This window comes from Stenotrophomonas sp. YJH_SMC_69, assembly GCF_059370495.1.
Genome location: NZ_JCAFTS010000013.1, coordinates 18,191 through 31,486, shown reverse-complemented (window position 1 = coordinate 31,486; position 13,296 = coordinate 18,191). Strand labels below are relative to the sequence as shown.

10 protein-coding genes are annotated in these 13,296 nt (G+C 65.5%); 6 read left to right on the top strand and 4 right to left on the bottom strand.

Annotation, left to right across the window (positions count from 1 at the left end):
* The first annotated feature begins 37 nt into the window (after positions 1-37).
* The 3 genes from AC5P8F_RS18430 (at position 38) to AC5P8F_RS18420 (ending at position 4,497) form a co-directional block, all read left to right on the top strand.
* On the top strand, positions 38-1,642 hold the full coding sequence (locus AC5P8F_RS18430; protein WP_014648065.1) for a peptide chain release factor 3: 1,605 nt from the start codon (positions 38-40) through the stop codon (positions 1,640-1,642).
* A 160-nt stretch (positions 1,643-1,802) separates the two neighbouring features.
* Positions 1,803-2,441 carry a PAQR family membrane homeostasis protein TrhA gene (gene trhA, locus AC5P8F_RS18425; protein ID WP_005410682.1) on the top strand — a complete coding sequence of 213 codons (639 nt, stop codon included), beginning with the start codon at positions 1,803-1,805 and terminating at the stop codon, positions 2,439-2,441.
* Positions 2,442-2,523: 82 nt separating this feature from the next.
* Positions 2,524-4,497 carry an AsmA family protein gene (locus AC5P8F_RS18420; RefSeq protein ID WP_495228712.1) on the top strand — a complete coding sequence of 658 codons (1,974 nt, stop codon included), beginning with the start codon at positions 2,524-2,526 and terminating at the stop codon, positions 4,495-4,497.
* Positions 4,498-4,980: 483 nt separating this feature from the next.
* Here AC5P8F_RS18420 and AC5P8F_RS18415 read toward each other — a convergent pair whose 3' ends face one another.
* The 3 genes from AC5P8F_RS18415 to mtgA form a co-directional block, all read right to left on the bottom strand.
* Positions 4,981-5,412, bottom strand: a complete 432-nt coding sequence (locus AC5P8F_RS18415; RefSeq protein ID WP_012511858.1) for a CBS domain-containing protein — start codon at positions 5,410-5,412, stop codon at positions 4,981-4,983.
* Complete coding sequence (locus AC5P8F_RS18410) at positions 5,372-6,391, bottom strand: glycosyltransferase family 2 protein (RefSeq protein WP_049441325.1); 1,020 nt, start codon at positions 6,389-6,391, stop codon at positions 5,372-5,374. Before AC5P8F_RS18410 ends, AC5P8F_RS18415 begins: the two co-directional genes overlap by 41 nt.
* A gap of 64 nt (positions 6,392-6,455) precedes the next feature.
* Positions 6,456-7,205 (bottom strand): monofunctional biosynthetic peptidoglycan transglycosylase, encoded by a 750-nt coding sequence (mtgA, locus tag AC5P8F_RS18405; protein WP_049441304.1) that lies wholly within the window; start codon positions 7,203-7,205, stop codon positions 6,456-6,458.
* 77 nt (positions 7,206-7,282) lie between these two features.
* Here mtgA and hslO point away from each other — a divergent pair, with 77 nt between their 5' ends.
* The 3 genes from hslO to AC5P8F_RS18390 all read left to right on the top strand — a co-directional run bounded on the left by hslO (position 7,283) and on the right by AC5P8F_RS18390 (position 12,413).
* Complete coding sequence (gene hslO, locus AC5P8F_RS18400; protein ID WP_049441306.1) at positions 7,283-8,176, top strand: Hsp33 family molecular chaperone HslO; 894 nt, start codon at positions 7,283-7,285, stop codon at positions 8,174-8,176.
* Positions 8,177-8,292: 116 nt separating this feature from the next.
* Complete coding sequence (locus tag AC5P8F_RS18395; protein WP_014648071.1) at positions 8,293-9,141, top strand: XOO1806 family protein; 849 nt, start codon at positions 8,293-8,295, stop codon at positions 9,139-9,141.
* 383 nt (positions 9,142-9,524) lie between these two features.
* A complete protein-coding gene (locus AC5P8F_RS18390) occupies positions 9,525-12,413 on the top strand; it encodes a TonB-dependent receptor plug domain-containing protein (RefSeq protein ID WP_053496147.1) in 2,889 nt (962 codons plus the stop codon).
* 139 nt (positions 12,414-12,552) lie between these two features.
* Here the strand turns inward: AC5P8F_RS18390 and AC5P8F_RS18385 are convergent, their stop codons facing one another.
* Entirely contained in the window at positions 12,553-13,155 is a 603-nt protein-coding gene (locus tag AC5P8F_RS18385; RefSeq protein WP_005418411.1) for a TetR/AcrR family transcriptional regulator, read from the bottom strand.
* Between the last annotated feature and the right edge of the window lie 141 nt (positions 13,156-13,296).

Sequence of the window (13,296 nt, the reverse complement as noted above, 5' to 3'; positions counted from 1 at the left end):
ATCTCTTTGAAAAGCGCCCCGGGCGGGCGCCACTGCCATGTCCGAAGTCGCCAACGAAGCGTCGCGTCGCCGCACCTTCGCCATCATTTCCCACCCTGACGCCGGCAAGACCACGCTGACCGAAAAGCTGCTGCTGTTCGGGGGCGCGATCCAGATGGCCGGTTCGGTCAAGGGCCGCAAGGCTGCCCGCCACGCCACCTCCGACTGGATGGCGCTGGAAAAGGAGCGCGGCATCTCCGTCACCTCCTCGGTGATGCAGTTCCCGTATGAAGGCAAGATCGTCAACCTGCTCGACACCCCCGGCCACGCCGACTTCGGCGAAGACACCTACCGCGTGCTGACCGCGGTGGACTCGGCGCTGATGGTGATCGACGTGGCCAAGGGCGTGGAAGAGCGCACCATCAAGCTGATGGAAGTGTGCCGCCTGCGCGACACCCCGATCATGACCTTCATCAACAAGCTCGACCGCGAGGGCAAGGACCCGATCGAGCTGCTGGATGAAGTGGAAACCGTGCTCGGCATCCAGTGCGCGCCGGTCACCTGGCCGATCGGCATGGGCCAGCGCCTGAAGGGCGTGGTCCACCTGCTGACCGGCGAAGTGCACCTGTACGAACCGGGCCGCAACTTCACCCGCCAGGACTCGACCATTTTCCCGTCCATCGATGCTCCCGGCCTGGCCGAGAAGATCGGTGCACAGATGCTGGCCGACCTGCGCGACGAGCTGGAACTGGTGCAGGGCGCCAGCCACCCGTTCGACCTGCAGGCCTACCGCGAGGGCAAGCAGACGCCGGTGTTCTTCGGCTCGGGCGTCAACAACTTCGGCGTGCAGCCGCTGCTGGACTTCTTCGTCGAACACGCACCCGCACCGCAGGCGCGCTCCACCACCGGCCGCGAGATCGCCCCGGAAGAAAACAAGCTGACCGGCTTCGTGTTCAAGATCCAGGCCAACATGGACCCGCAGCACCGCGACCGCGTGGCCTTCATGCGGGTCTGCTCGGGCCGCTTCAGCGCCGGCATGAAGACCTTCCACGTGCGTACCGGCAAGGAAATGAAGCTGGCCAACGCGCTGACCTTCATGGCCAGCGACCGTGAGATCGCCGCCGAAGCCTGGCCGGGCGATGTTATCGGCATCCACAACCACGGCACCATCTCCATTGGCGATACCTTCACCGAAGGCGAAGCGGTCACCTTCACCGGGATCCCCAACTTCGCCCCGGAACTGTTCCGCCGCGCCCGCCTGCGCGATCCGCTCAAGCTCAAGCAGCTGCAGAAGGGCCTGGCCCAGCTGTCCGAGGAAGGCGCGACCCAGTTCTTCCGCCCGCTCACCAGCAACGACCTGATCCTGGGTGCGGTCGGCGTGCTGCAGTTCGACGTGGCCGCCTACCGCCTGAAGGACGAGTACGGCGTGGAAGCCACCTTCGAGCCGGTGAGCGTGACCACTGCGCGCTGGGTCCACTGCAGCAACGAGAAGAAGCTGGAAGAGTTCCGCGAGAAGAACGCGCTGAACCTGGCGCTGGATGCCGCCGGGCACCTGGTCTACCTGGCGCCGACCCGGGTCAACCTGCAGCTGGCCCAGGAACGCTCGCCGGACGTGCGCTTCTCGGCCACCCGCGAAGCGGCGCATACCGTTTCGGCAGGCTGATGCCACGGGGTCGGATCCCTTTCCGGCAGGAAAGGGCTCTGACCCCAGCCAAGGCAAGGCAGGCATTCACACACCATACGGTGACAGGCGTGCACGCATCGCCCATCGCGGCGATGATAAGGGGGTGCGGGTCCCCCTCCCCGCGAACAATGCCTACGCCATGTCCACGACGTCCATTGCTTCGATCCGTGAAGAAATCGCCAGCGCCCTGACCCATGGCCTGGGCGCGGTATTCGCCCTGGCCGCCAGCGCGGTGTTGATCACCCTGGCGGCGATCTACGGCGACGGCTGGCAGCTGGCCAGCGCGATCGTATTCGGTATCGCGCTGTTGCTGCTGTACACCGCTTCCACGCTGTACCACGCCATCCAGCATCCGGTCGCCAAGGGCCGGTTGAAGGTGTTCGACCATTGCGCGATCTATGTGCTGATCGCGGGCACCTATACCCCGTTCACCCTGATCGGCCTGCGCGGTCCGTGGGGCTGGGGCCTGTTCACCGCGATCTGGGCGCTGGCGCTGGGCGGCGTGGTGTTCAAGCTGTTCTACACCGGCCGCTTCAAGGTGCTCTCAACGGTGATCTACATCGCCATGGGCTGGCTGGTGGTCGTGGCGATCAAGCCGATGTGGGCCTCGATCGATGGCGGCACCCTCACCTGGCTGTTCGCCGGCGGCCTGTCGTACACGCTGGGGACCTATTTCTACCACCGTGAATCGATCCCGTACTCGCATGCCATCTGGCACCTGTTCGTGATCGGCGGCAGCGTCTGCCACTTCGTCGCGGTCACCATGCAGGTGCTGTAACGGCCGCTCGACGGCAGCGCGTGCACACCATGCACATGGTCGCTTCGCGCCCTGTCCACGAAGAGGGGGCAACCATGGCAGCGTGAATGCTGCCGCCTCCCCTGCCGCAAAGCGCACGCCCCGCTGGCGCCTCCGCCGCCCCGGCCCACGAGGCCGGCGCTGGCTCACGATCTTGATCTTCCTGCTGGCGGCGATCCTGGTACTGATCGCGTTGTGGGACTGGAACTGGTTCAAGGGGCCGGTGGAGCGCGCGGTGCAGGCACGCACCGGCCGCGTGCTGCACATCGGGAACCTTGATGTCGACCTCGGCCGCACCAGCACGATCCGCGCCGATGCGGTCACCTTCGCCAATGCCAGCTGGGCGAAACAACCCGATATGGCCAGCGCCGACCGCGTCGAGATCGACGTGCGGGTCTGGCCCCTGCTGCGCGGCAGCGTGCAGCTGCCCGAAGTGCGCCTGACCCGGCCGGACGTGCTGCTGGAAACCGCCCCGCGCAAAGGCGAACCGGGCAACTGGGATTTCCTCGGTGACAGCGCCGGCGGGAACAGCCCCCAGCTCAAACGGCTGCGCGTCGATGACGGTCGCCTGCAGTTCCTCGATGCGCTCGGCCGCACCGATATCCGCGTGGACGTGCGCAGCGGCCAGCCGAAACAGGCCGACGCGGCGCCACCGCTGCTGGTGCAGGGCAAGGGACGCTGGCGGGGCAATCCGTTCACCCTGCGCGGTGGTACTGAATCACCGCTGGAGCTGACCGACAGCGGCCACCCGTTCCGCATCCACCTCGACGGTCGCGCTGGCGCCACCCACGCCGTCGCCAGCGGCACATTGACCAATCCCTTCCAGCTGCGCGTGTTCGACCTGCAGTTCGCGCTCAGCGGCCAGGATCTGGCCGACCTCTACCCCTTGCCCGGCATCGCCATTCCGCCGTCCCCGCCCTACGCGTTGAATGGTCGGCTCAAGCGTGACCACGACCTCTGGCGTTACGAGCAGTTCACCGGCAAGGTCGGCGACAGCGACCTCGGTGGCAACCTGCAGTTCGAAGTGGGAGGCGCGCGCCCGCGACTGACCGCCACGCTGGAATCCAGACGCCTGGACTTCGATGACCTGGCCGGCTTCGTCGGTGCGCCACCGAAGACCGGCGGCGGCGAAACCGCCAATGCAGAGCAGAAGGCCGAGGCCGCACGGGTCGCCGCGCGTGCGCGTGTGTTGCCGGACACGCCCTACAACCTCGGCAAGCTGCGTGCGATGGATGCCGACGTGCGTTGGAAAGCCCACCGCATCAACGCGCCGTCATTGCCATTGGACGACATGGATGCACACCTGTTGCTGGATGACGGTGTGCTGCGGCTGGACCCACTGAACTTCGGCGTCGCCGGCGGCGACATCCGCAGCACGATCCGCATGGACGCGCGCCAGCCGCAGATCAGTACCGCGCTGAAGGCCAGTGTGCGCGGCGTGCAGCTTGGCCAGTTGTTCCCCGACGCCAAGCTGGCCGAACAGGCCAAGGGCGGCATCGGCGGCGAGGTGGACCTGAGTGGCCGCGGCAATTCGATCGCCGCGATGCTCGGCAGCAGCAGCGGCAAGGTCGGCCTGGCAATGGGCCGTGGCCATGTCGGCAACCTGGTGATGGAACTGGCCGGCCTGGACATCACCGAGTCGCTGAAATTCCTGGTGACCGGCGACAAGCAGATTCCCCTGCGTTGCGCCTTCGCCGACTTCGGCGTGCGCGACGGCCTGATGACCAGCCAGGCGCTGGCGGTGGATACCACCGACACGATCCTCATCGGCGAAGGCACGGTCAGCCTGCGCGACGAGAGCCTGGACCTGCTGTTGAAGCCACGCCCGAAGGACAAGAGCATCCTGGTGCTGCGCTCGCCACTGCACATCGCCGGCACTTTCAAGGACCCGTCGTTCCGCCCGGACTTCAAGGCGCTGGGCATCCGCGGCGCGGTGGCCCTGGCACTGGGCAGCATCGCCCCGCCGGCGGCATTGCTGGCAACCATCGAACTGGGGCCGGGCAAGGATGCCGACTGCGGGGGGCAGTATGCGAAGTAGGGTTACAGCGTTGTTCGCGGCGCCTGCATTGATGGTGGCTTGAGGGGGACGGGTGACGCAGGCAGGACACGCCGCAAGTACGTCCCTGTAGGCTCGATGGCGCCATCCATGGCGCCAACGGTCCTGCCTGCGTCACCCGTCCCCCTCCTGACAGTTTCCTGCGCGCGCGGAACGAGAGCGGAAATTCAAAGTCAAAAAAAAAAGCAAAGTCAAAAGCTGTTGCCAACCAAGGTTGGCGGCTACCAAAGGCGAGGCACCGCGCATGTACGCACCGCGCTCGCGGAAATGTTTCCAGAGGCGGAGGGCATGGGCGTGCAGGACCGTTGGCGCCATGGATGGCGCCATCGAGCCTACAGGGACGTACTTGCGGCGTGTCCTGCACGCCCATGCCCTCCGCCTCTTCGACGTATCAGGAAGGCGCCGCTTCTGCTTCTGCACTTGCTGTTGGCGGGCCGGCGGGCCGCAGGCCCGCCGGTGAACACCTCACCCCGCCACGATGTACTGCTGCAGCTGGTCCAGCTCGCGCCGCTGCGCATCAATCACCGACTTCACCAGGTCACCGATGGAGATCACCCCCAGCACCTGCGCGCCCTCCACCACCGGCAGATGGCGGATGCGGTAGTCGGTCACCAGTTGCAGGCAATGCTCCACCTGCTCACCGGGCGACACCGTCACCACCTGCGCCGTCATGATCTCCGCCACCGCGGTATCGCGCGATGAACGATCACGCAGCACGATCTTGCGCGCGTAGTCACGCTCGGACAGGATCCCGACCAGCCGCGGCCCGTCCATCACCAGTACCGCACCGATGCCCTTTTCCGCCATCAACCGGATCGCATCGATCACCGCCGCGTCCGGCGCGACCGCATGTACTTCAGGAGACTTGCCATCCAACAGCTGCCGTACCGTCGTCATCTGCCTGCCCTCCGAGGGTGGGTTGCAGGGCCGAGTCTGCCACGGCGGATGCTAGCCACGCGTCAACCAGGTACAACGGCCGCTGCTTGGACTCTTCGTACAGCCGCCCCAGGTACTCTCCCACCAGCCCCAGCGCGATCAACTGCACTCCCCCCAGGAACAGGATCACCGCCATCATCGTCGGCCAACCCGCCACCCGGTCGCCATACAGCGCCGCCTTCACGATCACCCACAGGCCGAACACGAACGCGACTGCGGCGGTTGCCAGTCCCAGGTAGGTGGCCGCCCGCAGCGGCACAGTCGAGAAGCCGGTGATGCCTTCGAGGGCGAAATTCCACAGCCGCCACAGGCTGAATTTGCTGGTGCCGGCCACGCGCGCGTGGCGGTGATAGGGCACGGCAATCCGCTTGAAGCCTACCCAGCTGAAAAGCCCCTTCATGAAACGGTGGCGCTCACGCATCCCGCGCAGGGCGCTCAGCGCGCGCGGGGACAGCAGGCGGAAATCTCCGGTATCAGCCGGAATCGGCGTACGCGACAGGCGACCCATCACCCGGTAGAACATCGCTGCCGTGGCGCGCTTGATCCAGGACTCGCCATCGCGGGCCATGCGCGTGCCGTAGACGTTGTCATGGCCCTCGCGCCAGCGCGCGACGAATTGCGGCACCAGCTCCGGCGGGTCCTGGCCGTCGGCATCGAGGATCATCGCTGCCCCCTCGTGCACCAGATCCAGGCCCGCGGTCAGCGCCGCCTCCTTGCCGAAGTTGCGCGACAGCTTCAGCGCCGAGACGCGCGCATCAGCCTGGGCCAACCCCGCGATCACCTCCCATGTGCGGTCATGACTGCCGTCATCCACATAGAGGATGTGGCCGTCGATGTCGGGCATGCCGTCCAGCACCGCGCACAGCCGTGGATGCAGCAGCGGTAATGCCAGGGCCTCGTTGTAGGCGGCGATGACAAAAGTGAGCCGTTCGCGGGTCATGCCCGGATTGTACATTGCCGGCCAGGCGCACGACCCGTCGCCCGCCGCTCACGCCACGCCTGCCTCAGTCCTCCGACAAGTATGACGCGCCTCCCAGCTGGCGCGCCTGGCGCTGGATCCATGCGGCGCGCCGCTGCACATACGGCCCCGGTGCGGCCGCGTTGTAGCGTCGCGGTGCCGGCAGTACCGCCGCCAGTCGCGCACTCTCGGCCGGGCTCAACCGGGCCGCGTCCTTGCCCCAGTATTTCTGGGCTGCCGCCTGCGCACCGTACACACCATCACCGAACTCGGCGATGTTGGCGTACATCTCCAGGATGCGCTCCTTCGGCCACAGCGCCTCGATCAGCACCGTGTACCAGACTTCCAGGCCCTTGCGGATCCAGCTGCGGCCCTGCCACAGGAACAGGTTCTTGGCCACCTGCTGGCTGATCGTGCTGGCGCCACGCAGGCGCCCTCCCCTGGCGTTATGGTCGCGGGCCTTTTCGATGGCCTGCAGATCGAAGCCATTGTGGTCGGGGAAGCGCTGGTCCTCGGCCGCCACCAGCGAGATCGGCAGGCTCGGCGCCATCTGGTCGAGGTCGCGCCACTGGTAATGCAGCCGATAGGACCAGTCCGCCTCGCCCAGCGCCTCGCCGTAGCGCCACAGCATCACCGTGGACACCGGCGGGTCGATGAACCGCAGCACCAGCACCTGCAGGCAGCTGAAAGCAGCCAGCAGCACCGGCAGCCACAGCAGCCGCCTCCAGCGCCAGCGCCGCCGGCGCGGCGCGGCCACCTCCGCCACTACCTTGTGCTGCTCTCCCGCTGCCCCCATTACTGGTGCATCCTTCTTCTGTCTGGTTGTCGGCGCATTATCCGGCAACCGCCCCCGTTTACGCGCGATGTGAGCCGATGACCGCCAACTCCGATTCCCTGATCCGTTTCCTGCTCCCCGACGCCGGCGTCCGCGGCGTGCATGTGCACCTGCAGGCCACCTGGCAGGAAATCCTGTCCCACGCCGTGTACCCGGACGCCGCTGCCGAGCTGCTCGGCGAGGCCTGTGTCGCCTCGGCCCTGTTCACCGGCCACACCAAGATCGACGGCCGCCTGTCAGTGCAGCTGCGCAGCAGCACTTCCCTGCGCACCCTGTTCGCCGAATGCACCGCGGGCGGCACCCTGCGTGGCATCGCCCAGCTCAGCGAAGGCGCCGACGCGCCGCGTGACCTGTCCAGCCTCGGCGATGACGCCATCCTCGCCATCACCATCGAGAACCCCGGCCTGGACCCGCGCGAGCCGCAGCGCTACCAGAGCCTGGTCGCGCTGACCGCGCCGGAACTGGACGAGGCCTTCGAGGACTACTTCCGCCAGTCGGAGCAGCTGCCCACCCGCCTGCTGCTGGCGGCCGACCGCAACGGTGCCGCCGGCCTGCTGCTGCAGAAACTGCCGGGCGACGAAGGCGACGAAGATGGCTGGGCGCGCGCCAGCGCCCTGTTCGAGACCCTGGGCAAGGCCGAACTGCTGGCGACCCCGGCCGAGCAGCTGCTGCACCGCCTGTTCCACGAGGAGCGGCCGGAGCTGCTGGGTGAAAAGCCGCTCTCCTTCGCCTGCTCCTGCTCGCGCGAGCGGGTGGCCGGCATGCTGCAGTCGCTGGGGGAAGAGGAGGCCCGAGCGGCCGCCGAGGACACTGGCGCCGTCGAGGTGCGTTGCGAATTCTGCGGACGCGAGTATCACTTTCCATTGACGGAGTTCGGCATACTGTTCCACGGCGCCCAGGGGGCTGTACCGGCGCCTGAACGACTTCAGTGAACGGCAGTCTTGTACCTGGGGAGGATCAAGGCTTGTTAAGAATTCATAAACACCCTAGGATCGAGTTCCCGTCCCCACGGGAACTTCCGTTGTCTGTCCCTGTCTGAACTGGTCCGATGCGTACCTTCCTGCGTCTACCGCTGGCCCTGCTGATCGCCCTTGGCGCGATCACGGGCGTGCATGCGCAGAGCAAGGACACCCGCACCGTGCTGCCGGTCTGGAACAAGGGCAGCGGCAAGGTCGAGGCGCTGCTGTACCTTGAGCCGACCGGCGAACAGGCGGCCGGCGCCCGCTGGCATTTCGGCCGCAACTCGCTGGACGCGGCCTTTGGCCTGTCCTCCGGCGATTCGCTGGGCCTGCTCTGCAACAGCAGCAGCGGCACCAGCATCAGCGGTCTGGCCAGCCATTGCATGCTGGCCAGCCTGGGCGACGAGGATGATCTGAACAGCCGTCGTTTCAGCGGTACCGCCGCGCTGAACCGCGGCAACAGCCGCCTGGGCATCACCGCCGGCACTGGCCGTGAAACCCTGCCCGCCTGGTTGTCGGGCCCGAACAAGACGCCCTCGCTGCGTGCCGAGCAGAACGATCTGACCGTGTTCGCGCAGAAGAACATCGGTCGCGAAGGCTTCGTCTCCATTGCCGGTACCTACGCCAAGGCGCGCCTGGTTCCGCTGGCCGACGCCTCGCCGGCCATCGTCGATCGCTGGGACAGCAAGAGCCTGAGCATCGGCGCCGGTTACGGCAACTTCACCGGCAGCATCATCGGCCGCGTGGTCGACGTCCCGGGCAAGCCCGGCAAGTGGGAAGGCCTGGGCATCGGCCTGACCTGGCGTACCCCGTGGTCCGGCCAGCTCACCGTCGGCGCCGAGAATGTGATCAGCCGCGGCAAGAATCCGTTCTCCCCGCGCAACGAAAGCAACGACGACGGCACCGTGCCGTATGTGCGTTACGAACAGGATCTCTGATCCCGGTAAACAGGCTCAGCAACGATATTCCCAAAGGCGCCGAAAGGCGCCTTTTGCATGTGCAAGCCTGCCGCGCACTTGCGTAACCGGTATCGCCGCTGGGCGATGAAACGCTGCGCACCGACATAGTGAGATACATTTCAATCGAAACTTTTTTCATCATTCTGCGTTAACAAACGAGGCAGAGCGCCCTGACCATGCCGGTAAACTATTGAGTGGCATGGAAAAAGTGCATCTTTACCAAAATCACAGGCTTGATTAACACAGCTTTAATTCTTGGCGAACGCCCGTTACTATCGGGTCAGCCTCGCGATTTGGGAGCGCTTTTTCGCTCCCCCGCCGGGCATTAACCCCAGCCAAGATTTCTTGGAGAGAGAGAGCCAATGAAACTCAAGTCCAGCCAGCTGCGTGACGCAGTTGTGATCGCGCTTGTCGCCGGTGCCACCACCGCGACGGCCCACGCCCAGGAAGCCACCAACCTCGACCGCATCGAGGTCACCGGTTCGCGCATCCGTCAGGTCGATACCGAAACCGCCCAGCCCGTTCTGAGCATCAGCCGCGCTTCGATCGAGAAGAGCGGTTTCAAGACAGTTGCCGACGTCCTGCAGAACATCTCTGCCGCTGGCAGCCCGGCCATCAGCCGTTCCGAGCCGCTGTCCTCCGGCGAAGCCGTCGGTGGCTTCTACATCGACCTGCGCAACCTCGGCGCCGAACGCACCCTGGTGCTGGTCGACGGCAAGCGCCTCGGCGCCAGCGTCAGCGGCCTGCAGGACGTGTCGCAGATCCCGTCGGCCATCGTCGAGCGCATCGACGTCCTGAAGGACGGCGCCTCGTCGATCTACGGCTCCGACGCGATCGCCGGCGTGATCAACATCATCACCCGCAAGAACTTCCAGGGCCTGGAAGCCAACGCCTACGTCGGCCAGTACGGCGAAGGCGACGGCCAGAAGAGCAGCTTCGACTTCGTGGCCGGCTTCACCGGTGATCGTGGTTCGGTCACCATCGGTGCGGAATACGCCGAAGAAAAGGCCGTCTGGGCCAAGAATCGCTGGTTCAGCAAGTCGCAGCGCACGGATCGCCACCCGGACCGCGGCTGGACCCCGGTCAGCCAGTGGGGCGCGGTCTATGACGTCAATGATCCGAATGCACCGTTGCTGACGCTGAACCGTGGTGGAAATCCGTTCGATCCGAACGCCTATCACGAGACCGACCTCACCCCGATCACCGGTGACGTCAGCAACTCCAACGAGCAGATGCACCTGCTGACGCCGACCAAGCGTCGTTCGGTGTTCGCCAACGTACAGTACGACCTGACCGACAACATCCGCTTCGTCTCCGACCTGCTGTACACCCGTCGCGAGTCGCAGGCCCAGGTCGCCGGTTATCCGCTGCAGTCGGCCGACTATGAGCGTCAGCTGGGTACGGTGCTCTCGCAGGACAGCTACTACAACCCGTTCGGCACCGACATGGGCTTCATCCGCCGTGGCTGGGAAGTGCCGCGCCTGTCGACCAACAAGCTGACCACCTTCCGCTTCACTGGCGCCCTGCAGGGCAGCTTCCAGTTCAATGACAAGTACTTCGACTGGGAAGCCGGCTACATCTACCAGAACTCGGAGAACCTGCAGACCCAGACCGGCAACTACAACATGCTGGCGGTCACCCAGGCCACCGGCGCGTCGTTCCTCAACCCGGCCACCGGCCGCGTCGAGTGCGGCACGGCCGCCGGCCTGGCCGCGGGCACCAACCCGATCTATGGCCCGGGCCCGGGCGGCTGCATTCCGTGGAATCCGGCCATTCCGTACGGCCGTACCGGCGACGGCGGCCTGACCGGCAATCCTGCCCTGCAGCAGTTCCTGTTCCCGACCACCAAGAACACCGGTGAAGTCACCACCAAGACCTACTACGCGAACATCGCCGGCAGCCTGTTCACCCTGCCCGCCGGCGACCTGGGCTTCGCGCTGGGTTACGAGTACCGCGAAGACAAGGGCACCTACGTCCCGGATGCGCTGTCACAGTCGGGCTACTCGACCGATCTGGCGGCCGGCCCGACCGGTGGTGGCTACAACGTCAACGAAGTGTATCTGGAGCTGAATGTTCCGATCCTGGCCGACCTGCCGGGTGCCAAGGAACTGAGCTTCAACGCCGCATCGCGCTACTCGAAGTACAACACCTTCGGCAACACCACCAACAACAAGTTCGGCCTGAAGTGGAAGCCGATCGACCAGTTGCTGGTGCGTGCCACCTATGCCGAGGGCTTCCGCGCACCGACCATCGATAATCTGTACGGTGGCAGCTCGCAGACCTTCGCCTACTTCACCGATCCGTGCGATACCGATTTCGGCCTGGCTGCCAGCGATCCGGCCACCGCCCAGCGTTGCGCCGCCGCTCTGGGCGCGCTGGCCCCGAATTTCCGCCAGCTGAAGCAGGGTTACGTCCCGGCGGAAGGTCAGGATGAGCAGAGCCCGGTGCCGTTCAACGCCGTCTCCAACCCGAACCTGACTCCGGAAAAGTCCAAGTCCAAGACCGTCGGCCTGGTGTGGAGCCCGACCTTTGCCCAGGGCCTGAACATGAGCCTGGACTGGTGGAACATCAAGATCACCAACACCATCGTCACCGACGATCCGACCACCCAGCTCAACGACTGCTACGTACTCGGCATCGCCGACCGCTGCAACTCGTTCACCCGCGACGCAACCCGTGGCATCGTGACCAACCTGACCTACGCACCACGTAATGCCGGTTACCAGGAAACCGAAGGCTTCGACTTCGATGTGGCCTATCGCTTCGAAACCAGCAGCTGGGGCAGCTTCAACGCCAACCTGCAGAACACCTACGTCAGCAAGAACGTGCTGAAGACCACCAACGCGCAGCAGGTGCCGGTGTCGATCCTCAACGGCTTCAGCAGCAACTTCCGCCTGCGTTCGAACCTGGTGCTGGGCTGGGAATACGGCGATTGGGGCATCACCTGGGGTACGCGCTACTTCTCCAGCGTGAAGGAACAGTGCTACTTCTCGACCGAGTGCAGCCTGCCTGACTTCGGCTCGCCGGATCCGGCACGCGACCAGCCGATGAACCGCCGTGGCGCCACCACCTTCCACGACGTCCAGGTCTCCTGGAACGCACCGTGGAATGCAACCATCGCCGTGGGCGCGCGTAACGTGTTCGATCATTACGGCCCGCAGATGTACTCGGCGCCGAACTCGCAGTACTCCTACTACGGTGGCTACGACATCGGTCGCTTCATGTACATGCAGTACAAGCAGAAGTTCTGATCGGCACTCTGATCAGCTGATGCAGCAACGGCCCCGCAAGGGGCCGTTGCTCTTTGTGTCGCATGGAAACAGCTGGCCAGGCACAACAAAAAAGGCCGCGGTGTCGCCGCGGCCTTGCTTCAACATCATTCCCGGGTGCTCATCCGTTCGGAATCAGCGTCTCGATCAGATGCTCGACGTACGCTTCGAAATCCTCGCGCGCCTGCTTGGGCTGCTGCAGCTGCAACGACAACTGCAGGAAGCCGACATACGCGGCGTAGGCAAGGCGTGCCCGATGACGCGCATCGGTCGAGCTGAGGCCCGCCTGGCGGAACGAGGCGACCAGATAATCGAGGCGGCGCTGCGAGACGCGGTCGATCACCGGCCGCACCATCGGATGATCCAGTGCCTTCAGCAGCTCGCTGTAGATGATGTGCGGCTGCACTTCATGCGCCACCATCTGGAACAGCTGGCGCAGGCGCACGCGCGGATCCGGTACGTCTTCCAGGCTGCCGAACACCTGTTCCTGTTCGAACAGTTCCCAGCGTTCCAGCGCCGCCTGCAGCAATGCATCGCGCGAAGGGAAATGCCAGTAGAAACTGCCCTTGGTAACGCCGAGCCGCCGTGCCAGCGGCTCCACCGCGACGGCGCCGACACCTTGTTCAGCAATCAGATCGAGGGCCGCCTGGGCCCAGTCTTCGGCACTCAGGCGGCTGTTGCGGCCGGCGCGCGGTTCGCCGGCGGAAGCGTCAGGTTGATTCATGGGCTGATTTAACCATACGCCGGGGTTCGTTGCAGTACGCGGTTGCGGTCGAAACCGTCGCAGCCTCCCAGGCGAGGTCCATTCAGGGGACTTCCGCAGCGCACCATACCGTGCAGTATTGACTTCCCCCCGAACCGATCC